This window comes from Streptomyces sp. NPDC048337, assembly GCF_043201175.1.
Taxonomy (GTDB): domain Bacteria; phylum Actinomycetota; class Actinomycetes; order Streptomycetales; family Streptomycetaceae; genus Streptomyces.
Map to the genome: position 1 here is coordinate 61,239 of NZ_JBICYR010000009.1, position 23,412 is coordinate 84,650.

At 73.5% G+C, this 23,412-nt stretch carries 26 protein-coding genes; 7 read left to right on the top strand and 19 right to left on the bottom strand.

Annotated features, from left to right (window positions below; all coding sequences use genetic code 11):
• The first annotated feature begins 270 nt into the window (after positions 1–270).
• From ACGFYU_RS17130 to ACGFYU_RS17155, 6 genes are all read left to right on the top strand, one after another.
• On the top strand, positions 271–1,587 hold the full coding sequence (locus ACGFYU_RS17130; RefSeq protein WP_393828099.1) for an ADP-ribosylglycohydrolase family protein: 1,317 nt from the start codon (positions 271–273) through the stop codon (positions 1,585–1,587).
• Positions 1,584–2,729, top strand: a complete 1,146-nt coding sequence (locus tag ACGFYU_RS17135; protein WP_393828100.1) for an ADP-ribosylglycohydrolase family protein — start codon at positions 1,584–1,586, stop codon at positions 2,727–2,729. The genes ACGFYU_RS17130 and ACGFYU_RS17135 overlap by 4 nt, the downstream gene beginning before the upstream one ends.
• Complete coding sequence (locus ACGFYU_RS17140; protein ID WP_393828101.1) at positions 2,726–4,396, top strand: ADP-ribosylglycohydrolase family protein; 1,671 nt, start codon at positions 2,726–2,728, stop codon at positions 4,394–4,396. The genes ACGFYU_RS17135 and ACGFYU_RS17140 overlap by 4 nt, the downstream gene beginning before the upstream one ends.
• A complete protein-coding gene (rbsK, locus tag ACGFYU_RS17145; RefSeq protein ID WP_393828102.1) occupies positions 4,393–5,379 on the top strand; it encodes a ribokinase in 987 nt (328 codons plus the stop codon). The genes ACGFYU_RS17140 and rbsK overlap by 4 nt, the downstream gene beginning before the upstream one ends.
• 164 nt (positions 5,380–5,543) lie before the next feature.
• A complete protein-coding gene (locus ACGFYU_RS17150; protein WP_393828103.1) occupies positions 5,544–6,710 on the top strand; it encodes a CaiB/BaiF CoA transferase family protein in 1,167 nt (388 codons plus the stop codon).
• On the top strand, positions 6,707–7,522 hold the full coding sequence (locus ACGFYU_RS17155) for an HpcH/HpaI aldolase/citrate lyase family protein (RefSeq protein ID WP_393828104.1): 816 nt from the start codon (positions 6,707–6,709) through the stop codon (positions 7,520–7,522). Before ACGFYU_RS17150 ends, ACGFYU_RS17155 begins: the two co-directional genes overlap by 4 nt.
• Before the next feature lie 306 nt (positions 7,523–7,828).
• Here the strand turns inward: ACGFYU_RS17155 and lgt are convergent, their stop codons facing one another.
• The 11 genes from lgt to hisI all read right to left on the bottom strand — a co-directional run bounded on the left by lgt (position 7,829) and on the right by hisI (position 16,859).
• Positions 7,829–8,875 (bottom strand): prolipoprotein diacylglyceryl transferase, encoded by a 1,047-nt coding sequence (gene lgt, locus ACGFYU_RS17160; RefSeq protein ID WP_393828105.1) that lies wholly within the window; start codon positions 8,873–8,875, stop codon positions 7,829–7,831.
• Between the two features lie 97 nt (positions 8,876–8,972).
• Positions 8,973–9,893, bottom strand: coding sequence for a thioredoxin domain-containing protein (locus ACGFYU_RS17165; protein WP_393828106.1), 921 nt, complete (start codon positions 9,891–9,893; stop codon positions 8,973–8,975).
• Positions 9,894–9,988: 95 nt separating this feature from the next.
• Positions 9,989–10,819, bottom strand: a complete 831-nt coding sequence (gene trpA, locus ACGFYU_RS17170) for a tryptophan synthase subunit alpha (protein WP_393828107.1) — start codon at positions 10,817–10,819, stop codon at positions 9,989–9,991.
• Positions 10,816–12,057, bottom strand: coding sequence for a tryptophan synthase subunit beta (gene trpB, locus ACGFYU_RS17175; RefSeq protein ID WP_393828108.1), 1,242 nt, complete (start codon positions 12,055–12,057; stop codon positions 10,816–10,818). Before trpB ends, trpA begins: the two co-directional genes overlap by 4 nt.
• A 193-nt stretch (positions 12,058–12,250) precedes the next feature.
• Positions 12,251–12,463: a tryptophan biosynthesis modulator TrpM gene (trpM, locus tag ACGFYU_RS17180; RefSeq protein WP_393828109.1), complete on the bottom strand. Its 213-nt coding sequence runs from the start codon at positions 12,461–12,463 to the stop codon at positions 12,251–12,253.
• Between the two features lie 9 nt (positions 12,464–12,472).
• The gene (gene trpC / locus ACGFYU_RS17185) at positions 12,473–13,282 is read right to left on the bottom strand and encodes an indole-3-glycerol phosphate synthase TrpC (protein WP_267089202.1); all 810 of its coding nucleotides are present in this window, start codon (positions 13,280–13,282) and stop codon (positions 12,473–12,475) included.
• Between the two features lie 172 nt (positions 13,283–13,454).
• Positions 13,455–13,925, bottom strand: coding sequence for a DUF2752 domain-containing protein (locus ACGFYU_RS17190; protein WP_393828110.1), 471 nt, complete (start codon positions 13,923–13,925; stop codon positions 13,455–13,457).
• A gap of 51 nt (positions 13,926–13,976) precedes the next feature.
• Complete coding sequence (locus tag ACGFYU_RS17195) at positions 13,977–14,228, bottom strand: HGxxPAAW family protein (protein WP_393828111.1); 252 nt, start codon at positions 14,226–14,228, stop codon at positions 13,977–13,979.
• A gap of 103 nt (positions 14,229–14,331) precedes the next feature.
• Complete coding sequence (locus tag ACGFYU_RS17200; RefSeq protein ID WP_393828112.1) at positions 14,332–14,970, bottom strand: TIGR02234 family membrane protein; 639 nt, start codon at positions 14,968–14,970, stop codon at positions 14,332–14,334.
• A 14-nt stretch (positions 14,971–14,984) separates the two neighbouring features.
• Positions 14,985–16,475: an anthranilate synthase component I gene (locus ACGFYU_RS17205; protein WP_393828113.1), complete on the bottom strand. Its 1,491-nt coding sequence runs from the start codon at positions 16,473–16,475 to the stop codon at positions 14,985–14,987.
• Between the two features lie 15 nt (positions 16,476–16,490).
• Entirely contained in the window at positions 16,491–16,859 is a 369-nt protein-coding gene (hisI, locus tag ACGFYU_RS17210; protein ID WP_362390244.1) for a phosphoribosyl-AMP cyclohydrolase, read from the bottom strand.
• 92 nt (positions 16,860–16,951) lie between these two features.
• Here hisI and ACGFYU_RS17215 point away from each other — a divergent pair, with 92 nt between their 5' ends.
• Positions 16,952–17,584 (top strand): TIGR03085 family metal-binding protein, encoded by a 633-nt coding sequence (locus tag ACGFYU_RS17215; RefSeq protein WP_393828114.1) that lies wholly within the window; start codon positions 16,952–16,954, stop codon positions 17,582–17,584.
• Between the two features lie 98 nt (positions 17,585–17,682).
• Here ACGFYU_RS17215 and hisF read toward each other — a convergent pair whose 3' ends face one another.
• From hisF to hisD, 8 genes are read right to left on the bottom strand one after another with little or no spacing between them, the layout of a single operon-like run.
• Positions 17,683–18,438, bottom strand: coding sequence for an imidazole glycerol phosphate synthase subunit HisF (hisF, locus tag ACGFYU_RS17220; RefSeq protein WP_393828115.1), 756 nt, complete (start codon positions 18,436–18,438; stop codon positions 17,683–17,685).
• On the bottom strand, positions 18,435–18,824 hold the full coding sequence (locus ACGFYU_RS17225; protein WP_393828116.1) for a Rid family hydrolase: 390 nt from the start codon (positions 18,822–18,824) through the stop codon (positions 18,435–18,437). Before ACGFYU_RS17225 ends, hisF begins: the two co-directional genes overlap by 4 nt.
• Positions 18,821–19,558, bottom strand: coding sequence for a bifunctional 1-(5-phosphoribosyl)-5-((5-phosphoribosylamino)methylideneamino)imidazole-4-carboxamide isomerase/phosphoribosylanthranilate isomerase PriA (gene priA / locus ACGFYU_RS17230; protein ID WP_393828117.1), 738 nt, complete (start codon positions 19,556–19,558; stop codon positions 18,821–18,823). The genes ACGFYU_RS17225 and priA overlap by 4 nt, the downstream gene beginning before the upstream one ends.
• Positions 19,558–20,202, bottom strand: a complete 645-nt coding sequence (gene hisH, locus ACGFYU_RS17235) for an imidazole glycerol phosphate synthase subunit HisH (RefSeq protein ID WP_393828118.1) — start codon at positions 20,200–20,202, stop codon at positions 19,558–19,560. Before hisH ends, priA begins: the two co-directional genes overlap by 1 nt.
• On the bottom strand, positions 20,199–20,366 hold the full coding sequence (locus tag ACGFYU_RS17240) for a hypothetical protein (RefSeq protein WP_393828119.1): 168 nt from the start codon (positions 20,364–20,366) through the stop codon (positions 20,199–20,201). The genes hisH and ACGFYU_RS17240 overlap by 4 nt, the downstream gene beginning before the upstream one ends.
• A gap of 2 nt (positions 20,367–20,368) precedes the next feature.
• A complete protein-coding gene (gene hisB, locus ACGFYU_RS17245; RefSeq protein WP_030155936.1) occupies positions 20,369–20,962 on the bottom strand; it encodes an imidazoleglycerol-phosphate dehydratase HisB in 594 nt (197 codons plus the stop codon).
• On the bottom strand, positions 20,959–22,071 hold the full coding sequence (locus tag ACGFYU_RS17250; protein WP_393828120.1) for a histidinol-phosphate transaminase: 1,113 nt from the start codon (positions 22,069–22,071) through the stop codon (positions 20,959–20,961). The genes hisB and ACGFYU_RS17250 overlap by 4 nt, the downstream gene beginning before the upstream one ends.
• Positions 22,068–23,390 (bottom strand): histidinol dehydrogenase, encoded by a 1,323-nt coding sequence (gene hisD / locus ACGFYU_RS17255; RefSeq protein WP_393828121.1) that lies wholly within the window; start codon positions 23,388–23,390, stop codon positions 22,068–22,070. Before hisD ends, ACGFYU_RS17250 begins: the two co-directional genes overlap by 4 nt.
• Positions 23,391–23,412 lie beyond the last annotated feature (22 nt).

Sequence of the window (23,412 nt, forward strand, 5' to 3'; positions counted from 1 at the left end):
GGCGCCCCAGACCACGGGGGCGGAGCCCCCGACCGGGGGGCGGGGGCCCCACGCCCCGGTCCGGGGGACCGGCCGCTCGCAGCGCCGCCCCCGGCTGCGGCCTCCCGGGCCGGCTGGGGGGCCGGGGGCCTGCCCCCGGTCTCCGACCCAGGTGCGGGGGCACCACACCCGGACCCGGAGGACCAACGGCGCACAGCACAGCCCGCGGCCGCATCCGCCCAGGCAGCACGGGGGGCCGGGGGCCTGCCCCCGGTTTCGGGAAGGGGCGGGGTGGGGGACTCCTCCGCCCCCGCGGGAGCCCCGGCCGGCCCGCCCGGCTCCGCGGGCGCGAAGCCCCGTACCGCCGCCGCGGCACAGGCCCGTACGGCCGGCAGCGGGCACACCGACGGCGACGGCGCCCACGGCAGCGGCGGGCGCGGCGACGGCGGGCGCGGCGACGGCGGGCGCGGCGACGGCGGCGGTCGGCGGATTGAGGGGCTTCTGCTCGGGCTCGCCGCCGGTGACGCGGCCGGGTGGCCCGCCGCCCGCCACCGCGCGAGCCGCATGCCCGAGTGGACCCGCCGCCTCACCCGCGAGCTCGACACCTTCGCCGAGCAGAACGCCACCACCACCCTCCCCGTCCCCATCGCCCTCAACCAGCCCCCCGAACCCCTCCGCCTCGGCCCCAGCGACGACGCCGAGTGGGCCGCCTTCGCCGCCGAGTCCGTCCTCACCGCCGCCGGGGTCCTGCTCAGCGACCTCTCCCGCTCCCGCCGCATGCGTGCCGCCATCGACCTCGCCTGGAACGCCCTCGCCTCCGAGATCGCCGCGGCGGCGGACCGCGCGCCCGAAGTGGAATCCGCCGTCCTCCCCCTCCGCGCGCGCATCTCCGTCCGCGCCGGCCTCGGCAACCTCGCCGCCGGCCTGCGCCCGCCCGCCACCGGCCACGACAACCCGCACTACTTCGACGACGCCGCCTGCGTCCGCGCCTGCGTCCTGGCCGTCGTCCACCCCGGCGACCCCCGCGCGGCGGCGGACCTCGCCGAGTTCGACGCCCGCTACACCCAGGACGGCGACGGTGTCCACGGCGCCCGCGCCATGGCCGCCGCCATCGCGACCGCGCTGGCCACCCCCCGAGTGGACGCCGCCGTCGACGCCGCGCTCGCCCAGCTCCCCGAGGCCACCGAGATCGGCCGCAACGCCCGCCACGCCGTCAAGCTGGCCCGCGCCCACACGGACGGCGGCGCCTTCGCCATCGTCCCCACCCTCGAACACGAGATCGTGGACCACGTCTACAGCTACGGGATCGCCGCAGCCGAGACCGTCCCCGTGGCCCTCGCCCTCGCGACCGCCGCCCGCGGCCAGGTGACCGAGGCCGTCCCCGCCGCGGCCTGCCTGTCCCGCGTCGCGGACTCCGCCCCCGCCCTCGCCGGCGCGCTCACCGGCGCCCTCGGCGGCGGAGACGCGATCCCCGCCGCCTGGCGCGAGGCCTGCCGCACCCTCTCCGGCTGCTCCCTCCCCCGCCTCGCCGGAACCGATCTCGTGGAGCTCGCCACGCTCCTCGCTCGCACGGAACTCACCTCACCCCAAGGGATGATTCGGACATGACGCTCACGTTGGAGGACCGGGCCTGCGGCGCTCTCGTCGGAGCCGCCGTCGGGGACGCGCTCGGCGGCCCGGTGGAGGGCTGGACCCCGGACCAGATCGTGGAACGGCACGGCGGCCGGGTGCACGGCATCGTCGGCCCGTGGCACGAGGAGTGGCGTACCGCCCGCCCCATCGCCCCGTACCACAAGGGCGACGGCCACGTCACCGACGACACCCTGATGACGCACGCGCTGGTACGGGTCTACGAGGCCGTACGGGACCACCTCGACGCCTACGCCGTCGCCGACCACCTGGTCCCCGACCTGATGACGAACCCCCGCTGGATCCCGGAACTGGAGGTGGAGGCCCTCCCCTTGCAGCGGATCTTCCTCGCCGAGAAGTGGATCGTGACCCGCCTCCATTACGCGCACGCGGACCCCCGCGAGGCCGGCAACGGCAACATCGTCAACTGCGGTGCGGCGATGTACATGGCGCCGGTCGGGATCGTCAACGCGGCCAACCCGGCGGGCGCGTACGCGGAGGCGCTGGACGTCGCCGGGGCGCACCAGTCCTCCTACGGGCGGGAGGCGGCGGGCGTGTTCGCGGCGGCGGTCGCGGCGGCGTGCGTGCCGGGGGCGACGGCCGCCTCGGTGGTGGACACGGCCCTGTCGCTGGCCAAGGACGGCACCCGCGCCGCCATCGCGGCGGTACGTGAAACAGCCTCCCGCCACCGGGACTTCGAGTCGGCCCTCGCCCCGCTCCGCGCGGCGGTGGCCCCGTACGACTCGGTCGGCCCGGACTACCGCACCCCCTCGCTCGGCGCCCGCCGCCCCTCGCGCCTGCACTCCATCGAGGAGCTCCCGATCGCCCTCGGCATGCTGCTGATCGCGGACGGCTCGTACGAGAGCTCCGTGCTCGGTGCCGTCAACTACGGCCGGGACTGCGACTCCATCGCCACCATGGCGGGTGCGATCGCCGGAGCCCTGGGCGGCGAAGCGGCGATCCCTGCCGCCTGGGCGAAGCAGGTCGCCGAGGCCAGCCGCCTGGACCTGCACGCCCCGGCCGCGGCGCTGGCGGCGGTGGCCCGCGAGGTCTTCGCCCTCGACCACACCCGCCGCCGCACCCACGAAGCCGCCTTCACCACCCTCACGGGCCCCCGATGACCCCGCCACCCGGCGGACTGCTGCGGGTCACCTGGGTGCAGCCCGAGGACCTGATCGGGCACGAGCTGCGGCAGGCGGCCGAGGACGGCCGGGACGCGGAGGCCGTCCGGCGGGCCTGGCTGGCCGCGGGCGGCCGCCCGGCCCCGGAACGGGCCGGCGCCTCCCCCACCCCGGCTTCCCCGGAACTCCGCACCCTCGCGACCCGCCTCCTGGACGAACTGGCCCGACTCCCCTGCCCCCTGGCCGCTGCCGAGCCCACGCCGTGGGAGGCCGTCCGCGCCACCTGGCAGCCGGGATCCGGCAGCGCCCCGGGCTCAAGCGCCACGCCCGCCCCCACAGGGCCCGGGGCCACCACCCCCGCCCCCGGCCCGGCCCGCATCGCGGAGCGCGCCCCCGCCCACCCGGAGCCCGCCCCGCCGTGCACAGCCCGCACCACGGACGCCGCCCGCACGGAGGCCGCGCTGCCGGGCGCAGCCCGCACCACCACAACCGGAGCCAGGCCCGCCCCCGGCCCGCCCCGCATCGCGGAGCGCGACCCCGCCCACCAGGAGCCCGCCCCGCCCCGCACCTGCCGCACCGCCGCGACCGGCGCCGGGGCCGGGCCCGACCCCGACCTGCCGACCCGGCTGGAAGCCGCCTGGCTCGGGCGGGCCGTCGGGTGCCTGCTCGGCAAGCCCGTCGAGAAGCTGCCGCTCGACGGGATCCGGGCCCTGGCCCGGGCCGCCGGGAACTGGCCGCTGGACGACTGGTTCACCGCACGCGGCGTCCCACCGGAGGTACTGGCCGCGCACCCCTGGAACCGCCGCTCCGCCGCCACCTCCCTCGCCGAGAACATCGACGGCATGCCCGAGGACGACGACCTCAACCACCCCCTCCTCGGCCTGCTCCTCCTCCAGCGGCACGGCAAACGCTTCACCACCGCCGACCTCGGCCGCCTCTGGCTCGACGAGCTCCCCGCCGGCCGGACCTTCACCGCCGAGCGCGTCGCCTACCGCAACCTCCTCCTCGGCCTGGAGCCCCCGCTCACCGCCACCCACCACAACCCCTTCCGCGAGTGGATCGGCGCCCTCATCCGGGCCGACGTCCACGGCTGGACCAACCCGGGCGACCCGGCCGCCGCCGCGGCCCAGGCCCACCGCGACGCCGTCCTCACCCACACCGCCAACGGCGTCTACGCCGCGCTCTTCGTCGCCGCCGCCACCGCCGAGGCCGCCGCCGGCCGGGCGGACGTCCACACCGCGCTCCGGGCCGGCCTGGCCGTCGTACCGCCCCGCTCCCGCCTCGCCGAGGCCGTCCGCTTCGGGATCGCGACGGCGGAGCGGGAGGCCGGCTTCGACCGCGTCGCGGACCGGCTGCACGCGTGCTACGGCCGCCACCACTGGGTCCACGCCGTCCCCAACACCGCCCTGATCGCCGCCGCCCTCACCCACGCCGACGGGGACTTCACCGGCTCCATCTGCCGTGCGGTGTCCGGCGGTTGGGACACCGACTCCAACGGGGCCACCGCCGGCGCCCTCGCCGGGATCCTGGCCGGGGCGCCGCGGAACATCCCGCACCGCTGGACGGCACCCCTGAAGAACCGCCTCGCCACCACCGTCCCCGGCTTCGACGGCATCGGCTTCGACACCCTCGCCCAGCTCACCGCACAGGAGGCAGCACGCTCATGACGGCCATCGCCGTGCTCGGCAGTACGAACATGGACCTCGTCGCCTACGTCCCCAAGGCCCCCCGCCTCGGGGAGACCGTCACCGGCCGCGCCTTCCGCACGGTCCCCGGCGGCAAGGGCGCCAACCAGGCCGTCGCCGCGGCCCGCCTCGGCGGGAAGGTGGTGATGATCGGCGCGGTCGGCGCCGACGAGTTCGGCCTACGGCTGCGCTCCGCGCTCACCTCGGCCGGGGTCGACACGGCGGCCCTGCGCACCGTCGAGGGCCCCAGCGGCACCGCCCACATCACGGTGGACGACGAGGGCGGCAACAGCATCATCGTCATCCCCGGCGCCAACGCCCACGTCACCGGCCTGGAGGCGGGCGACGCCTCCCGGATCGCCGGCTGCGACGCGCTTCTCCTCCAGCTCGAACTCCCCCTGGAGGCCGTCCTCGCCGGAGCCCTGGCCGCCCGCGCGCACGGCGTCCGTACGGTCCTCACCCCGGCCCCCGCGCAGCCGCTACCGGCCGAACTCCTCGCCGTCACCGACCTGTTGGTGCCGAACGAGCACGAGGCCGCCGCCCTCACCGGGCTCACCGACCCCCGCCAGGCGGCCGAGGCCCTCCTCCAGGACGTCCCCGAGGTGGTGATCACCCTCGGCGCGGCCGGGGCCCTGTACGCGGCCCGCGGCAGGGAGCCGCTGACGGTGCACGCGCCCCGGGTCCGCGCCGTGGACACCACCGCGGCCGGCGACACCTTCGTCGGCGCCCTCGCGGTGGCCCTGGGCGAAGGCCGCCCGATGCCCGCCGCCCTCGCCTGGGCCTCCTGCGCCGCCGCCCTGTCCGTCCAACGCCCGGGAGCCCAGGACTCGATGCCGAGCCGGTCGGAGACCGACGCCTTTGCCCTGGCCGGGCGGGATGCGGAATCCGGGCAGGCCCCGGGGCCCGGCACCCCGGACCGCGCGCCCGGGGTCACCCCCGAGTCCGCACCCGGAGCCGCCTCGTGAGGCCGACCGCGCCGGACCCGGCTCCCCGGCCACGCGGGCTCCCCGGCCGGGGAGCCCGGCCCGGCACCCCAACCGGTCCCCCGCCCGCCCCGGCCCCCGGCCTCCGGTCCGGCACCGGGACCGCCGACGCCCGGCCAGGGCAAGGGCAGGGCCCCCTGCAAGGGATGCGCGTCCTCGACCTCGCCACGCTGTTCGCCGGGCCGCTGGCCGCCACCCTGCTCGGGGACTTCGGTGCCGAGGTGGTCAAGGTCGAGCATCCCGGGCGGCCCGACCCCTCGCGCGGGCACGGCCCCGCCAAGGACGGCGTCGGTCTGTGGTGGAAGCTGCTGGGCCGGAACAAGCGGACGATGACCCTCGACCTGTCCACCCCCGGCGGCCGGGACACCCTGCTGCGCCTCGCCGCCACCGCCGACGTGGTCATCGAGAACTTCCGCCCCGGCACCCTGGAGAAGTGGGGTCTGGGCTGGCCCGAGCTGTCCGCCGCCAACCCGCGGCTGATCCTGACCCGCGTCACGGCCTTCGGCCAGCAGGGCCCGTACGCCCACCGCCCCGGCTTCGGCACCCTCGCCGAGGCCATGAGCGGCTTCGCCGCGATCACCGGGGAGCCGGACGGGCCTCCGACCCTGCCGCCCTTCGGGCTCGCGGACTCCATCGCCGCGCTGACCACCGCCTACGCGGTGATGACCGCGCTCGCGGGCCGCGACCGCACCGGGCACGGCCAGGTCGTGGACCTGGCCATCATCGAGCCGATCCTCACGGTGCTCGGCCCGCACCCGCTCTGGTACGACCAGCTCGGCTACGTCCAGCCCCGCACCGGCAACCGCTCCACCAACAACGCCCCCCGCAACACCTACCGCAGCGCCGACGGCCGCTGGCTGGCGGTGTCCACCTCCGCCCAGTCCATCGCCGAGCGGGTCGTGCGGCTGGTGGGCCGCCCCGAGCTGATCGCGGAGCCCTGGTTCGCGACGGGATCCGGGCGGGCGGCGCACGCGCACGTCCTGGACGAGGCCGTCGGCGGCTGGATCGCCCGCCACAAGGCGGAGGAGGTCGTCGCGGCCTTCGAGGACGCCGAGGCGGCCGTCGCCCAGGTGTACGACGTCCGGGACGTGATGGCCGACCCCCAGTTCGCGGCCCTGGACACGGTCACCGAGGTCGAGGACCCGGAGCTCGGCCCGCTGCGGATGCAGAACGTCCTCTTCCGGCTTTCCGAGACCCCCGGCGGGATCCGCTGGGCGGGCCGCCCGCACGGCGCGGACACCGACGAGGTCCTGACGGAACTCGGCCTGACCGAGGCCGAGATCACCGCCCTGCGGCGGGAGGGGGCGCTGTGATCCTGACCTGGCTGTACGCACCGGGCGACCGCCCGGCGGTGGTCGCCAAGGCCATCGGCTGCGGGGCGGACGCCGTCATCGTGGACCTGGAGGACGCGGTTCCGGTCTCCCGCAAGGAGTACGCCCGCGCCGCCACGGCCGAGCTGCTCGGCGAGCGGCCGCCGGTCCCCGTCCACGTACGCGTCAACGCGCTCGACTCCCCCTGGGGCGGCGCCGACCTCACCGCCCTCGGGGGGCTGCACGGCCTCGCCGGACTGCGGCTGCCCAAGATCAGCGCGCCGGAGCAGGTGGTCGCCGCCGCCGACCGCACGGGCGGGGTGTGCCTGCACGCGCTGCTGGAGTCGGCGGTGGGGGTGGAGCGCGCGTACGAGATCGCCCGCGCGCACCCGGCCCTGCGCGGGCTGTCGCTCGGGGAGGCGGATCTACGGGCCGACCTGGCGGTCAGCGCGGAGGCGGGCCTGGACTGGTGCCGCTCGCGGGTGGTGGTGGCGGCCCGCGCGGCGGGGCTGGCTCCACCGGCCCAGTCCGTCTTCCCGGACATCCGGGACCTGGAGGCGCTGGCGGTGTCCTGCGCGCGGGGCCGCTCGCTCGGCTTCCTCGGCCGGGCGGCGATCCACCCGCGCCAGCTGCCGGTGATCGAGCGGGCCTATCTCCCGGCGCCGGAGGAGGTCACGGCCGCCGAGGAGGTCCTGAGCGCCGCCCGGGCAACCCCGGGCGCGCTGGCCCTCCCGGACGGCCGCTTCGTCGACCCCGCGGTCGTCGCCGCGGCCCACCGCACCCTTGCCCTGTCGGCCCGAGCCGCGAAACGCTGACCGGCCCCACCGCTGCCGGTCGGCGAGGCGGGGTCTGGCCCACCTGAGTGTTCATGTGCGGCTACAAGATCGGGGTTCCGCCCCGTACCCCGCTCCTCAAACGCCGGAGGGGCTGGATTTTGCCCGCCTCGGCCTGCAGATGCGCGTAGCGCAACCTGCGCCCAGGCGGGCTGGATTACCCGGTGGCGCCCTTCAGCCTCGCCGGCGTTTGAGGCGCGGGGTCCGGGGGCCGGCCCCCGGCAGGGGCGGCGAGCATGCGAAAGGGGGTGCCGCTGCTGGGCGGCACCCCCTTGCGGACCCTTGGGGTCAGAGCTTCTTGGGCTCCGGGGCCTCGGTGCCTTCCGGCTCCGGGGCGGCGTCGGCCGCATCCGGCTTGGCCGCGTCCTTCGGCTCGGCCTTGGCCAGGACCGGCGTCTTCGCCTCGTCCACGGGCTCCGCCGCGTCAGCCGGCTCCTCCGCGTCGGGCTCGCTGCCCTTGGCCTCCGCATCCGCACCGGCAGCGGGGTCCGAGGGCTTGCCCTCGGCGGAAGCGGCCGGGTCCCGGTCCGGTTCCACGACCTCCTCGCGCCCCGGCCTCAGCTTCGCCGACAGCACCAGGTAGACCACCGCCAGCACGAAGACCACGATCGCGGTCCACACGTTCAGCCGCAGCCCCAGGACATGGTGCGCCTCGTCGACCCGCATGTACTCGATCCAGCCGCGGCCCAGGCAGTACCCGGCCACGTACAGCGCGAACGCCCGCCCGTGCCCGAGCTTGAAGCGGCGGTCGGCCCAGATGACCAGCAGCGCGACGCCGACGCACCACAGCGACTCGTACAGGAAGGTCGGGTGGTAGGTGCCCGCGACCCGGTTCGGGCCCTCGCTGATCTCCAGCGCCCACGGCAGGTCGGTGGGCCGCCCGTACAGCTCCTGGTTGAACCAGTTGCCCCAGCGCCCGCAGGCCTGGGCCAGCGCGATGCCGGGGGCCAGGGCGTCCGCCCAGGCCGGGAGCGGAATGCCCCGGAGCCTGCAGCCGATCCAGGCGCCCACCGCGCCGAGCGCGATGGCGCCCCAGATGCCGAGGCCGCCCTCCCAGATCTTGAAGGCGTCGACCCAGTTGCGGCCCTCGCCGAAGTAGAGCTGGTAGTCGGTGATCACGTGGTAGAGGCGACCGCCGACAAGGCCGAACGGCACCGCCCACACGGCGATGTCCGCGACCGTGCCCGGCTTTCCGCCGCGCGCGATCCAGCGCTTGTTGCCGAGCCAGACTGCGACGAAGACGCCGATGATGATGCAGAACGCGTAGCCGCGGAGCGGGATCGGTCCGAGATGGATCACGCCGGTCGACGGACTGGGGATGTAAGCAATGTCCATGGCAGACCCGACGCTACCCTGCCGGGCGGTACAGACCGCAACCCGCCCGGCAAGCCGCAACCAAATCCACACATGGACGCAAGCGCCCGGAGGGCTCTCAGCCCTGCCCCGCGCCCGCCGATCCGCTCGTCGATCCGCTCTTCGACGGTGACCTCGTCGCCCGCGCAGAAGGCGAGGCGGACGGCGTGGCCGACGCCGGGGCCTTGGCCACCGGGGCGCCGGAGGCGCCCTTGGCCGCGCCCTCCACCTGCTCCTTCAGCTTCTGCGGGGTCAGCGGATTGGCCTGGTCGGAGAAGATGTCCTTGCCGTCGAGCAGCACACTCGGCGTGCCCCGGAACTTGCCGGCGCGGAAGGCCTCGTGCGATTTGGCCACCCAGCTGTTGTGGGTGCCGTCCTCGACGCACGAGCGGAACGCCGGGGTGTCGAGCCCTTCCACCTTGCCGGCCAGTTCCAGCATCCTGGCGTTCTTGCCGTAGGCGTCGTCGACCTCCTGCGGCTGGTTCTGGAAGAGGACGTCGTGGTACGCGGAGAACTTGCCGGCGTCCTGCGCGCAGGCCGCCGCGTTCGCGCCCTTCAGCGATCCGCTGCCGCCCATGTTGCCGTCGATGAGCGTGACCAGGTGGTAGTCGACCTTGAGCAGCCCCTTGGCCTCCAGGTCGTGGATGGTGGTCCGGTAGTTGTCCTCGAAGGCCTTGCAGGCGGGGCAGCGGAAGTCCTCCCACACGGTCAGGGTGGACTTGGCCTCGTCCTTGCCCGTCCGGATGGCGAGGGCGTCCTTGCCGGTGGCCCCGGAGGGCGCGACCACCGGGCCCTCCTTGGCGGACTTGTCGCCCTTGCCGGTGTTGGCCGCGATCACGCCGACGATGGTGGCCAGGCCGAGGACGCCGACCACCGCCGACGCCACGAGGAGGGTCCTCCGTCGCTTCTCCCGGGACTTCTGCCGCTCCCGCTCCACAGCAAGTCGCTCGCGGGCCGATCGTTTCGCTTCGCGGTTCGCACCGTCGTTCTTCTCGCTCACGTTCGGCCAAACGAAGCAGGGAGGCACTCGCGTGCCCCCCTGCTCCCACTTCCACCCGATCGGGCTACAGAACCCCTACCGGGACCCGTCCGGCGTCAGGACCTGCGTACGCCTTCCGCAAGCTCGCCCGCCAGCGCCCGCACGGCGGCCAGCCCCGCGGGCAGGTCCGGCGCGTCCAGCAGGAGCTTCACGAAGGCGGAGCCGACGATCACGCCGTCGGCGAAGCCCGCGACCTCCTTGGCCTGGGCGGCGTTGGAGACCCCGAGGCCGACGCAGACCGGGAGGTCCGTGGTGGCGCGGGTGCGTCCGACCAGTGCCTGGGCCTCGTTGCCCACCGACTCGCGGGTGCCGGTGACGCCCATGAGGGAGGCCGCGTAGACGAAGCCGGAGCCGGCCGCCGTGATGGTGGCCAGGCGCTCGTCCTTGCTGCTGGGGGCCACGACGAAGACGGTCGCCAGACCGTGCTTGTCCGCGTGCTCGCGCCACAGCGCGGACTCCTGGACCGGCAGGTCGGGCAGGATGCAGCCCGCGCCGCCCGCCGCCGCCAGCTCGGCGGTGAACCGCTCGACGCCGTAGCGGTCGATGGGGTTCCAGTACGTCATCACCAGGACCGGGGCCCCGGTCGCCTCGTGCGCCTCGCGGACCGTGCGCATCACGTCGGCGATCTTGACGCCGCCGCGCAGGGCGATGTCGTCGGCGGTCTGGATGATCGCGCCGTCCAGGACCGGGTCGCTGTGCGGGAGGCCGACCTCGACCACGTCCGCGCCGCCCGCGATGACGGCCTTGACCGCCTCGATGCCGCCGTCGACGGTCGGGAAGCCCGCGGGGAGGTAGGCGACGAGGGCCGCGCGGTCCTCGGACTTCGCCTTGGCGAGGGTGTCGCTCAGCAGCTGGATACGCCCAGTCTTTTCGCCGGCCTTGCTCACTTCGACTCCCCTTCGGTGTCGTACAGCCCGAAGTAGCGGGCGGCCGTGTCCATGTCCTTGTCACCGCGGCCGGACAGGTTGACGACCAGCAGGCCGTCCTTGCCCAGCTCCTTGCCCAGGTCGAGCGCGCCGGCGAGGGCGTGCGCCGACTCGATCGCCGGGATGATGCCCTCCGTACGGGAGAGCAGGCGCAGGGCCTGCATCGCGGCGTCGTCGGTGACCGCGCGGTACTCGCCGCGGCCGCTGTCCTTCAGGTAGGAGTGCTCCGGGCCGATGCCCGGGTAGTCCAGACCGGCCGAGATGGAGTACGGCTCGGTGATCTGGCCCTCCTCGTCCTGCAGGACGTAGGAGCGGGAGCCGTGCAGGATCCCGGGCTCGCCGGCGGTCAGCGTGGCCGCGTGCTCGCCGGTCTCGACGCCGTGCCCGGCGGGCTCGAAGCCGACCAGGCGGACGTCGGTGTCCGGGATGAAGGCGTGGAAGAGGCCGATGGCGTTGGAGCCGCCGCCGACGCAGGCCGCGACGGCGTCGGGCAGCCGGCCGGCGCGCTCCAGGATCTGGCGGCGGGCCTCGACGCCGATGACGCGGTGGAAGTCGCGGACCATGGCCGGGAAGGGGTGCGGTCCCGCGACGGTGCCGAAGAGGTAGTGGGTGCGGTCCACGTTGGCGACCCAGTCGCGGAACGCCTCGTTGATGGCGTCCTTCAGCGTCCGGGAGCCGGACTTCACCGCGATGACCTCGGCGCCCAGCATGCGCATGCGGGCGACGTTCAGCGCCTGGCGCTGGGTGTCGATCTCGCCCATGTAGATGACGCACTCGAGGCCGAAGAGGGCGCAGGCGGTGGCGGTGGCGACACCGTGCTGGCCGGCGCCGGTCTCGGCGATGACGCGGGTCTTGCCCATGCGCTTGGTGAGCAGCGCCTGGCCCAGCACGTTGTTGATCTTGTGCGAGCCGGTGTGGTTGAGGTCCTCGCGCTTGAGGAAGATCCGCGCGCCGCCGGCGTGCTCGGCGAACCGGGGAACCTCGGTGAGGGCACTGGGCCGGCCGGTGTAGTTGACCATGAGGTCGTTCAGCTCGGCCGCGAAGGCGGGGTCGCCCTTGGCCTTCTCGTACTCGACGGCGACCTCGTCCACGGCGGCGACGAGCGCCTCCGGGATGAACTTGCCTCCGAAGTCGCCGAAGTAACCCTCGGCGTTCGGAACGTGACCCTCCGGGTCCGGAATGAAGAACTCGCTGGACATGTCCAGTGCTCCTACAGGTGCGATGTACGGCCGGGTGGATTCACCGTATTGCGCCGCCCGCAAGACGAGCGCACACCCCGCTGGGGCATGCCGCGCGTACAGGTACGGGTCGGCCCGCGCCCCGAGCCTGTCGGCCCGGGCGTCAGGCCATACGGGAGCACGGCGCGGCACAGCCGCCGCGCGGGACTCCTCGTTACAGCGCGCCTCCGCGGCGCCATCGCATGCCGTTGACCTGACCGGGCTCGGAGCCGATCACGTACCGGACCCGCCGCCCGTGCACGCGCCGGGCCGGGGCGCGGCAGCCGCGGGGGCGGCAGCCGCGCGCCAGGGGCGCGTGCGCCGTCGGCACGCCGACCGGGCCGGGGCGGCCGGGTCGGGTGCGGACGGAGGGGCGGTCGTGGGCCATGGGGACGGGTCAGCTCCGCCCGTGGCGCAGGGCGGGGTGGGCGCCGGCGGCGACGAGGTCGGCCACGGCCGCCTTCGGGTCGCGGCCGGTGACCAGGGACTCCCCTACCAGGACGGCGTCGGCGCCCTCGTTGGCGTAGGCGATCAGGTCGTGCGGCCCGCGGATGCCGGACTCGGCGACCTTGACGATGTGGGGCGGGATCTCGCCGACGATCCGCTCGAAGGTGGAGCGGTCGACCTTGAGGTCCTTGAGGTTGCGGGCGTTGACGCCGATGATCTTGGCGCCGGCGGCGACGGCCCGCTCGATCTCCTCCTCGTCGTGGACCTCGACGAGCGGGGTCAGCCCGATGGACTCGGCCCGCTCGATGAGGGAGACGAGGGCCTCCTGTTCCAGGGCCGCGACGATCAGCAGCGCGAGGTCGGCGCCGTAGGCGCGGGCCTCCCAGAGCTGGTACGCCGTGACGATGAAGTCCTTGCGCAGGATCGGGATGTCCACGCGTGCGCGGACGGCCTCCAGGTCGGCCAGCGAGCCACCGAAGCGGCGCTGTTCGGTGAGGACGGAGATGACCGCCGCACCGCCCGCCTCGTAGTCGGCGGCGAGCCCGGCCGGATCGGCGATCGCGGCCAGCGCGCCCTTGGACGGGCTGGAGCGCTTGACCTCGCAGATCACCTTGACGCTGTCGCCGCGCAGGGCGGCGACGCCGTCCTTGGCCTGGGGCGCCTTGGCGGCACGCTCCTTGAGCTCGTCGAGGCTCACGCGGGCCTGCCGTTCGGCAAGGTCTTCGCGGACCCCTTCGATGATCTCGTCGAGCACACTCACGCGAGCGGCCCCCTTCCGGGTCGATGACGGTCGGCCGCCTTGCAGACACGTACAACTGCAAGGTCAGCAATCAAATGGTATCCGCAGGTGGCCTTGCACTCCGCACGCGATTGACGCCGTCCCAGTAACTGGACATTCGGAATCAGGGCTTCATTCGGCCTGGATACGGGCCTCAGGGGGCCAGTGCGGAGCCGAAAGAAAGATTCCGGACAACGGCGAAAACCAGGGCCACGGCGCCGATCGCCCACCAGTACGGCGCCTTCAGGACGAACCGGGGGGCGGGCCCGCCCCGGAAGGCCCGAACAAGGCACAGTGCCATGAAACCGGCGAAGACGAAGTAGCCGACGACGGCGAGGGCATTTGCCCCGAAAGCTGCGATCAGATCGCCGTGGGCGAACGCGTGCGCGCTGCGCAGGCCGCCACATCCGGGGCACAGGATTCCGGTCAGTCGGAAGAGCGGGCAGACCGGGTAGTGGCCCGGCTCGTTGGGGTCCACGGCCCCCACGTACGCGAAGGCGGACACGGCCGCGGCCAGCGTGAGCGCGGGGGCGGCCAGCCGCCGGGCCCGGGAGGCGGGCACCGCCGGCGGCGGGACGACATCGGGAGTGCTGGAGGGGTCCACCGGGCGATTCTCTCCGCTCATGACAAAAGGCGCAGCCCGACGGGGCCGCGCCTTTCGGATCCTCGGTACCGCTCAGACCTTGGCGGGGACCTTGGAGGCGGCGATGACCTCGGCGAGGTCCTTGTGGGCGGGCTTCGGCGCACCCATGCCCGCGGCCTTCATCGCCATGCCGACGACACCGCCGATCGCGACGACGACGAGACCGGCCCAGAAGCCCCACGGGTTCGCGATCACCATGAAGGCGCCGGAGATGCAGAAACCGATGAAGGCGATGATGACACCGGTCCAGGCGGCCGGGGTGTGTCCGTGGCTAGTGCCCGCCATGAGTTGCTCCTCGTTTTGCTCTGTCGCACATGCTGTGTCGAATGCTCGGTGTCATTGTCCCGCACCGGGCGAGCCTGCCGTCCACGGGGGTCGGCCGGTCGGCTCAGCGGGTGGGGTCCTCGCCCCGGTCCAGAGCCTTCCACAGATCCTCCGGCCGGTCCGGATCCACCGCCGCGGCCTTACGGGTACGCGGGCTGCCGTCGCGCTCGTAGCGGCCGCCCATCGCCGGCCAGCTCCGGCCGAAGCGCAGGGCCAGCAGCCCGGCGGCCAGGATCAGGACCGCGCCGGCGGCCGTGACGTACGGCCACGCCGTGTGGGTCAGCCCCGCCACGTGGGCCGCGGTGTCCGCCGTCGTACGGGCGGCCTCCGCGTCCAGGGCCCGGCGGCCGTCGTCGGCGAAGAGCGCGGTCAGCGCCGCGCCGAGGCCGCTGATCGCCAGCAGTCCGGACACCAGCAGCCGGCCCTTGCCGCGTACGGCGAAGACGGCGACCAGGGCGGCGAGCCCCACGATGGCCAGGGCCGCGGGAAGCCCGGTGACGGCCCGCCCGTCCGCGGTCAGCGCGAGCGAGTCGCCGCCGAAGGGGGTGGTGCCCCGGGCCCAGATGCGGCCGGAGGCGAGCAGGACGACGGTGGCGCCGAGCGTGCCGAGCAGCAGGGCGACGGCCACGCTGCGGCGGCCGCCCTTGTTCTCGGGGGCTTCGGCATGGGTTCGGGGCGGGGGTACGGCACTCACGTACCCCACTATCCCCTACGCCCTCAGGAGCGGTGGAGGCGGTTCGCGGCTCCCACCGCGCGCAGCACCGCGGCCGCCTTGTTGCGGCACTCCCGGTCCTCCAGCTCGGGCACCGAGTCGGCGACGACACCGGCTCCGGCCTGCACGTACGCCGTCCCGTCGCGCAGCAGCGCGGTGCGGATGGCGATGGCCGTGTCGGAGTCCCCGGCGAAGTCCAGGTAGCCCACGCAGCCGCCGTACAGGCCGCGCCGGGAGGGCTCCAGCTCCTCGATGATCTGCATGGCGCGCGGCTTGGGCGCGCCGGAGAGGGTGCCGGCCGGGAAGCAGGCGGTGAGCACGTCGAAGGCGGTCTTGCCCTCGGCGACCCGCCCGGTGACGGTGGACACGATGTGCATGACGTGCGAGTAGCGCTCGATCGACATGAAGTCGACGACCTCCACCGATCCCGGCTCGCAGACCCGGCCGAGGTCGTTGCGGCCCAGGTCGACGAGCATCAGGTGCTCGGCGCGCTCCTTGGGGTCGGCCAGCAGCTCCTCGGCGAGGTCGTGGTCCTCCTGCGGGGTGGCGCCGCGGTGCCGGGTGCCGGCGATGGGGTGGACCATGGCCCGCCCGTCCTCGACCTTGACCAGCGCCTCGGGGCTGGAGCCGACCACGTCGAAGCCGTTCTCGAAGCGGAAGAGGTACATGTACGGGGACGGGTTGGTGGCCCGCAGCACCCGGTAGACGTCGAGCGCGGAGGCCTCGCAGGGGGTCTCGAACCGCTGGGAGGGCACCACCTGGAAGGCCTCGCCGGCCCGGATCCGCTCCTTGATGTCCTCGACGGCGGCCTGGTACTTCTCGCCGCCCCACAGCGCGGAGAACTGGGGCAGCTCGGAGGGGGGCAGCACGGACGGGGCGTACGGGGCGGGCCGCCCGAGGTCGGCCTCCATGGCGTCGAGGCGGGCCACGGCGTCCGCGTAGGCCTCGTCCACGCCCGTGTCCAGGTCGTTGTGGTTGATGGCGTTGGCGATGAGCTGGACCGTGCCGTCCCAGTGGTCGAGGACCGCCAGGTCGGAGGTGAGGAGCATGGTCAGCTCGGGCAGTTCGAGGTCGTCGGCGGTGTGGTCGCCGATGCGCTCCAGGCGGCGCACGATGTCGTAGCCGAGGTAGCCGACCATGCCGCCGGTGAAGGGGGGCATGCCGCCCGCGAGGTCGCGGGGGGTGTGCAGGGCCTCGACGGTGGCGCGCAGGGCGTCGAGCGGGTCGCCCTCGGTGGGTACGCAGACGGGCGGGGTGCCGATCCAGTGCGCCTGGCCGTCCTTGACGGTCAGCGTCGAGTCGCTGCGTACGCCGACGAAGGAGTACCGGGACCAGGAGCGACCGTTCTCGGCGGACTCCAGCAGGAAGGTGCCGGGGCGTTCGGCGGCCAGCTTGCGGTAGAGCCCGACGGGGGTGTCCCCGTCGGCCAGCAGCTTGCGGCTCACGGGGATGACGCGGCGGTCGGCCGCGAGCTTGCGGAACGTCTCAAGATCCATGGCGTGGCACCCTACCTAGTCGGCGTCGCGGAGGAGGACATCGTCGTCGAAGCAGGTACGGGCGCCGGTGTGGCAGGCGGCTCCGACCTGGTCGACCTTGACGAGCACGGTGTCGGCATCACAGTCGAGGGCGACGGACTTCACGTGCTGGAAGTGGCCGGAAGTATCCCCCTTCACCCAGTACTCCTGTCGGCTGCGGGACCAGTACGTACAGCGGCCGGTGGTCAGGGTGCGGTGCAGGGCCTCGTCGTCCATCCAGCCGAGCATCAGCACCTCACCGGTGTCGTACTGCTGGGCGATGGCCGGTACCAGGCCGTCGGCGGAGCGCTTGAGGCGCGCGGCGATGGCGGGATCGAGGTTGCCGGGGCGGGGGGACGTACTCATGCGGCCATTGTGCCGGGCGCGAATGCCGGATAGAGATCACTGTCCGCCTGATGAGCAGGCACACGGCGTGATCCGGCCGTAGGCTGGCCCGCATGTCTACCCATGCGAAGCGCGAACGACTGCTGCTGGCGGACCTGTTGGAGGCGGCCGGGCCGGAGGCGCCGACGCTGTGCGACGGCTGGACCTGCCGGGAACTGGCGGCGCACGTGGTGGTCCGGGAGCGACGCCCGGACGCGGCGGGGGGCCTGCTGCTGAACGTGCTGAAGGCCCGGCTGGACAAGGCGATGGAGGAGTACACGGCCAAGCCGTACGAGGAACTCATCCAGCTGATCCGCACCGGCCCGCCGAAGCTGTCGGTCTACTCCCTGAAGCAGATCGACGAGGCCGCGAACGCGGTGGAGTTCTACGTCCACGCGGAGGACGTGCGGCGGGCCCAGCCGGACTGGTCCCCGCGGGAGCTGGACCCGGTGTTCTCGGACGCGCTGTGGTCCCGGCTGGAGAAGCTGGCCCGCCTGACGGGCCGGCGCGCCCCGGTGGGCCTGGTCCTGCGCCGCCCGAACGGCCAGACCGCCGTTGCCCATCGCGGGACGCCGGTGGTGACGGTGACCGGGGAGCCGGGCGAGCTGACCCTGTTCTGCTTCGGGCGGCAGGCCGCCGCCGATGTCTCGCTGGAGGGCGACAAGGTGGCGGTGGCCCAGCTGACGTCAGCGAAGCTGGGCATTTAGCCGCTGCAGCGCCCCTGCCAGGGGCTCCGCCCCCGGACCCTCCCCCAGCTACCGCGGGGGGACCCGGGGTCCGGGGCGGAGCCCCAGGAAGCCGAGCGTCAGCGGACCGGGTGGCCCGCCTCCCTCAGCGCGTTCTTGACCTCGGAGATGCGGAGGTCGCCGAAGTGGAACACCGAGGCGGCCAGGACCGCGTCCGCGCCCGCCGCGATCGCCGGCGGGAAGTGCTCCAGCTTCCCGGCACCACCCGACGCGATCACCGGCACCGTCACGTGCTTGCGCACCGCCGCGATCATCTCCACGTCGTAGCCGTCCTTGGTGCCGTCGGCGTCCATGGAGTTGAGCAGGATCTCGCCCGCGCCCAGCTCGGCCGCCCGGTGCGCCCACTCGACCGCGTCGATGCCCGTGCCCTGGCGGCCGCCGTGCGTGGTGACCTCGAAGGACCCGGAGGCGGTGCGGCGCGCGTCGACCGACAGCACCAGCACCTGCCGCCCGAACCGCTCCGCGATCTCCTGGATCAGCTCGGGGCGGGCGATGGCGGCCGTGTTCACGCCCACCTTGTCCGCACCGGCCCGCAGCAGCTTGTCCACGTCGTCCGCGGTGCGGACGCCGCCGCCCACGGTCAGCGGGATGAAGACCTGCTCGGCGGTCCTGCGCACCACGTCGTACGTGGTCTCGCGGTTCCCGGAGGACGCGGTGATGTCGAGGAAGGTCAGCTCGTCGGCGCCCTCGGCGTCGTACAGCTTGGCCATCTCCACCGGGTCGCCCGCGTCGCGCAGGTTCTGGAAGTTGACGCCCTTGACGACCCGGCCGTTGTCCACGTCCAGGCAGGGGATCACGCGTACGGCGAGGGTCATGCCACGTCTCCCTTGTACGCCTCGACCTCCACCTCGACGACCATGCTGGGGTCGACGAAGCCGGAGACGATGATCATGGATGCGGCGGGGCGGACCTCGTCGAACAGCACCTTGTGCGCGCGGCCCACCTCGTCCACGTCCCGGGCGTGCGTGAGGTACATCCGCGTACGGACGACGTGCTCGGGGCCGAGACCGGCCTGCGCCAGGGCCTTGAAGGCGACGCCGAAGGCGGTGATCGCCTGGTCGTACGGGCCGCTTTCGCCGGCCGCGGTGCAGCCGGAGACGAGGACCAGCCCGTTGGGCAGGGCCACGGCGCGGGAGTAGGCGATCACGTCCTCGTAGGGGCCGCCGGAGGAGATACGGCGTACGGCGTCGGACGAGCTCATGCGGAGACCACCTTCAGGGCTTCTTCCAGGGTGAAGGCCTTGGCGTACAGGGCCTTGCCGACGATCGCGCCCTCGACGCCGAGCGGGACCAGCTCGGACAGCGCCCGCAGGTCGTCGAGGGAGGAGATGCCGCCGGAGGCCACGACGGGCCGGTCTGTGGCGGCGCAGACGTTCCTCAGCAGCTCCAGGTTGGGACCGGTGAGCGTGCCGTCCTTGCCGATGTCGGTGACGACGTAGCGGGAGCAGCCCTCGGAGTCGAGGCGGGCGAGGGTCTCGTAGAGGTCGCCGCCCTCGCTGGTCCAGCCGCGCCCCTTGAGGGTGGTGCCGCGGACGTCGAGGCCGATGGCGATCTTGTCGCCGTGCTCGGCGATGGCCTTGGCAGCCCACTCGGGGGTCTCCAGGGCGGCGGTGCCGAGGTTGACGCGGGTGCAGCCGGTGGCGAGGGCCGCGGCGAGCGTGGCGTCGTCGCGGATGCCGCCGGACAGCTCGACCTTGATGTCCATGGCGCGGGTGATCTCGGCGACCAGGGCGCGGTTGTCGCCGGTGCCGAAGGCGGCGTCCAGGTCGACCAGGTGCAGCCATTCGGCGCCGGAGCGCTGCCAGGCGAGGGCCGCCTCCAGCGGGGAGCCGTAGGAGGTCTCGCTGCCGGACACCCCGTGCACGAGGCGGACGGCCTGCCCGTCGCGGACGTCGACCGCGGGGAGGAGCTCAAGCGTCTTCTGCGTCGAAGTCATCAGAGGGTCTCGATCCAGTTGGTGAGGAGCTGGGCTCCGGCGTCGCCGGACTTCTCCGGGTGGAACTGCGTGGCCCACAGGGCCCCGTTCTCCACCGCCGCGACGAAGCGCTCGCCGTGGGTGGCCCAGGTGACCTTGGGGGCGCGGATGACCGGGTTGGTGACTTCCAGGTTCCAGTCGTGCGCCGCGTAGGAGTGCACGAAGTAGAACCGGGCGTCGGCGTCCAGGCCGGCGAAGGCCTGGCTGTCGGCGGGGGCCTCGACGGTGTTCCAGCCCATGTGGGGGACGACGGGGGCCTTGAGCGGGCCGACCGTGCCGGGCCACTCGTCGAGGCCCTCGGTCTCGACTCCGTGCTCGATGCCCCGCTCGAAGAGGATCTGCATGCCGACGCAGATGCCCATGACCGGGCGTCCGCCGGAGAGCCGGCGGCCGATGATCCAGTCGCCGCGGACGTCCTTGAGGCCCTTCATGCAGGCGGAGAAGGCGCCGACGCCGGGGACGAGGAGTCCGTCGGCGTCCATGGCCTTGTCGTAGTCGCAGGTGATCTCGACGTCCGCGCCGACGCGTGCGAGGGCGCGCTCGGCGGAGCGGACGTTCCCGAAGCCGTAGTCGAAGACGACGACCGTCTTGGTGGGTGCGCTCATTCCCAGATTCCTTGGATCCGCAGGACTCCGGCGACCAGACACATCGCGGAGCCGATGGCGAGCAGGATGACGACCGACTTGGGCATCTGCTGCTTCTGGAAGGAGTAGACGCCGCCGGCCAGGAAGAGGCCGACGACGATCAGGATGGTCGAAAGACCGGTCACGGTTAGAGCGCGCCCTTCGTGGAGGGAAGGATTCCGGCCGCGCGCGGGTCGAACTCCGCGGCGTACCGCAGGGCTCGGGCGAGGGCCTTGAACTGGCACTCCACGATGTGGTGGGCGTTGCGGCCGTACGGGACGTGGATGTGCAGCGCGATCTGGGCCTGCGCGACGAAGGACTCGAAGATGTGCCGGGTCATCGTCGTGTCGTACTCGCCGATCATCGGCGCCATGTTCTCGGGCTCGGTGTGCACGAGGTAGGGGCGGCCGGACAGGTCGACGGTCACCTGGGCGAGGGACTCGTCGAGCGGCACGGTGCAGTTGCCGAAGCGGTAGATGCCGACCTTGTCGCCGAGGGCCTGCTTGAAGGCGGCGCCGAGCGCGAGGGCGGTGTCCTCGATGGTGTGGTGGCTGTCGATGTGCAGGTCGCCGTCCGTCTTGACCGTGAGGTCGAAGAGGCCGTGGCGGCCGAGCTGGTCGAGCATGTGGTCGTAGAAGCCCACGCCCGTCGAGACGTCGACCTTGCCGGTGCCGTCGAGGTTTATCTCGACGAGGACCGAGGTCTCCTTCGTGGTCCGTTCGACCCGTCCGATGCGGCTCATGCGTGCTGCTCCTTCTTCAGTGCGCGAACCGCTTCCAGGAACGCGTCGTTCTCGGCCGGGGTGCCGGCGGTGACCCGCAGCCAGCCCGGTACGCCGTTGTCCCGGACCAGGACGCCCCGGTCGAGGATCTTCTGCCAAGCGGTGTGGGAGTCCGCGAACTTCCCGAACTGGATGAAGTTCGCGTCGGACTCGGTGACCTCGTAGCCGATGGACCGCAGCTCGATGACGAGGCGGTCGCGTTCGGCCTTGAGCTGCTCGACGTAGCCGAGCAGGGTGTCGGTGTGCTCCAGGGCGGCCAGCGCGGTCGCCTGGGTGACGGCCGACAGGTGGTACGGCAGGCGCACCAGCTGGACGGCGTCGACCACGGCGGGGTGCGCGGCCAGGTAGCCCAGGCGCAGGCCGGCCGCGCCGAAGGCCTTGGACATGGTCCGGGAGATCACCAGGTTCGGCCGCCCCTCGATGAGGGGCAGCAGCGAGTCCCGGTGGCTGAACTCCACGTAGGCCTCGTCCACGATCACCAGCGAGGGCTTGGCCGCCTGCGCTGCCTCGTAGAGGGCGAGGACGGTCCGCGCCTCGACCGCGGTTCCCGTGGGGTTGTTGGGCGAGGTGATGAAGACGACGTCGGGGGCGTTCTCGGCGATCGCCTGCTCCGCCGCCTCCACGTCGATCGTGAAGTCCTCGCGGCGCGGGCCGGAGATCCAGCCCGTCCCGGTGCCGCGGGCGATCAGCGCGTGCATCGAGTACGAGGGCTCGAAGCCGATCGCGGTGCGGCCCGGACCGCCGAAGGTCTGGAGCAGCTGCTGGAGGACCTCGTTGGAGCCGTTGGCGGCCCAGACGTTCTCCTTGGCGACCGGGTGCTTGCCCGTACGGGTGAGGTAGGCGGCGAGCTCGGTGCGCAGCTCGACCGCGTCCCGGTCGGGGTAGCGGTTGAGGGTGCGGGCGGCCTCGGCCACGCGCTCGGCGATCCGCGCGACGAGCTCCGCGGGGAGCTCGTACGGGTTCTCGTTGGTGTTCAGCTGGACGGGCACGTCGAGCTGCGGGGCGCCGTACGGCGTCTTGCCGCGCAGCTCGTCCCGGATGGGGAGGTCGTCGATGCCGATGGTCGTCATACGGTCGGCACCTTCCAGCCGAAGCGCGCCTTCAGGGCGGCGCCGTGCGCCGGCAGGTCCTCGGCCTCGGCAAGCGTCACCACGTGGTGGGTGACCTCGGCGAGGGCGTCGCGCGTGTAGTCGACGATGTGGATGCCGCGCAGGAAGGACTGCACGGACAGGCCGGAGGAGTGGCAGGCGCATCCGCCGGTGGGCAGCACGTGGTTCGACCCGGCGCAGTAGTCGCCGAGGGAGACCGGGGCCCACGGGCCGACGAAGATCGCACCGGCGTTGCGCACGCGGGCGGCCCAGGCGGCGGCGTCGGCGGTCTGGATCTCCAGGTGCTCGGCGCCGTACGCGTCGACGACCTTGAGGCCGTCCTCCAGGCTGTCGACCAGCACGATCGCGGACTGCTTGCCCGCGAGCGCCGGCTTGATCCGGTCCTCGACGTGCTTGGTCGCGGCGACCTGCGGCTCCAGCTCCTTCTCCACGGCGTCCGCGAGCTCCGCGGAATCCGTGACGAGGACGGCGGCGGCCAGCGGGTCGTGCTCGGCCTGGCTGATCAGGTCGGCGGCGACGTGCACCGGGTCCGCCGTGGAGTCCGCGAGGACCGCGATCTCGGTCGGGCCGGCCTCGGTGTCGATGCCGATCTTCCCGGTGAAGTAGCGCTTGGCGGCGGCGACCCAGACGTTGCCGGGGCCGGTCACCATGTTCGCGGGCGGGCACTCTTCCGTCCCGTACGCGAACATCGCCACGGCCTGGGCCCCGCCGGCCGCGTAGACCTCGTCCACGCCGAGCAGCGCGCACGCGGCGAGGATCGTCGGGTGCGGCAGACCGTCGAACTCCTTCTGCGGCGGGGACGCGAGCGCGATCGACTCGACGCCCGCCTCCTGCGCCGGTACGACGTTCATCACGACGGAGGACGGGTACACCGAGCGGCCGCCCGGGGCGTAAAGCCCCACGCGCTCCACCGGAACCCACTTCTCGGTCACCGTGCCGCCCGGGACCACCTGGGTGGTGTGCTCGCCGCGGCGCTGGTTCCGGTGCACGATCCGGGCGCGCCTGATCGACTCCTCGAGGGCGGCACGGACGGCCGGGTCCAGCTGCTCCAGGGCGGCCTTGATGGCCTCCGCGGGCACCCGGACCTGGGAGAGCTCGACCCCGTCGAACTTCTGCGCGTACTCGATCAGCGCCGCCGTGCCACGATGATGGACGTCCTCGCAGATGGGCCGCACCTTCTCCAGGGCAGCTTCTACGTCGAACTCGGCACGGGGCAGCAGATCGCGCAGGGCGCCACCCTCGGGGAGGGCGTCACCGCGCAGGTCGATACGAGAGATCACCCCCCAATTCTCTCAGACCGCC

What these genes read in the sequence shown, in the direction of transcription:
- ACGFYU_RS17135 (WP_393828100.1), top strand. Translation starts at nt 1,584, where the DNA reads ATGACGCTCACGTTGGAGGACCGGGCCTGCGGCGCTCTCGTCGGAGCC.
- ACGFYU_RS17140 (WP_393828101.1), top strand. Translation starts at nt 2,726, where the DNA reads ATGACCCCGCCACCCGGCGGACTGCTGCGGGTCACCTGGGTGCAGCCC.
- rbsK (WP_393828102.1), top strand. Translation starts at nt 4,393, where the DNA reads ATGACGGCCATCGCCGTGCTCGGCAGTACGAACATGGACCTCGTCGCC.
- ACGFYU_RS17150 (WP_393828103.1), top strand. Translation starts at nt 5,544, where the DNA reads ATGCGCGTCCTCGACCTCGCCACGCTGTTCGCCGGGCCGCTGGCCGCC.
- lgt (WP_393828105.1), bottom strand. Translation starts at nt 8,875, where the DNA reads ATGGACATTGCTTACATCCCCAGTCCGTCGACCGGCGTGATCCATCTC.
- trpB (WP_393828108.1), bottom strand. Translation starts at nt 12,057, where the DNA reads ATGTCCAGCGAGTTCTTCATTCCGGACCCGGAGGGTCACGTTCCGAAC.
- trpM (WP_393828109.1), bottom strand. Translation starts at nt 12,463, where the DNA reads ATGGCCCACGACCGCCCCTCCGTCCGCACCCGACCCGGCCGCCCCGGC.
- ACGFYU_RS17190 (WP_393828110.1), bottom strand. Translation starts at nt 13,925, where the DNA reads ATGAGCGGAGAGAATCGCCCGGTGGACCCCTCCAGCACTCCCGATGTC.
- ACGFYU_RS17195 (WP_393828111.1), bottom strand. Translation starts at nt 14,228, where the DNA reads ATGGCGGGCACTAGCCACGGACACACCCCGGCCGCCTGGACCGGTGTC.
- ACGFYU_RS17205 (WP_393828113.1), bottom strand. Translation starts at nt 16,475, where the DNA reads ATGGATCTTGAGACGTTCCGCAAGCTCGCGGCCGACCGCCGCGTCATC.
- hisI (WP_362390244.1), bottom strand. Translation starts at nt 16,859, where the DNA reads ATGAGTACGTCCCCCCGCCCCGGCAACCTCGATCCCGCCATCGCCGCG.
- ACGFYU_RS17215 (WP_393828114.1), top strand. Translation starts at nt 16,952, where the DNA reads ATGTCTACCCATGCGAAGCGCGAACGACTGCTGCTGGCGGACCTGTTG.
- hisF (WP_393828115.1), bottom strand. Translation starts at nt 18,438, where the DNA reads ATGACCCTCGCCGTACGCGTGATCCCCTGCCTGGACGTGGACAACGGC.
- ACGFYU_RS17225 (WP_393828116.1), bottom strand. Translation starts at nt 18,824, where the DNA reads ATGAGCTCGTCCGACGCCGTACGCCGTATCTCCTCCGGCGGCCCCTAC.
- priA (WP_393828117.1), bottom strand. Translation starts at nt 19,558, where the DNA reads ATGACTTCGACGCAGAAGACGCTTGAGCTCCTCCCCGCGGTCGACGTC.
- hisH (WP_393828118.1), bottom strand. Translation starts at nt 20,202, where the DNA reads ATGAGCGCACCCACCAAGACGGTCGTCGTCTTCGACTACGGCTTCGGG.
- hisB (WP_030155936.1), bottom strand. Translation starts at nt 20,962, where the DNA reads ATGAGCCGCATCGGACGGGTCGAACGGACCACGAAGGAGACCTCGGTC.
- ACGFYU_RS17250 (WP_393828120.1), bottom strand. Translation starts at nt 22,071, where the DNA reads ATGACGACCATCGGCATCGACGACCTCCCCATCCGGGACGAGCTGCGC.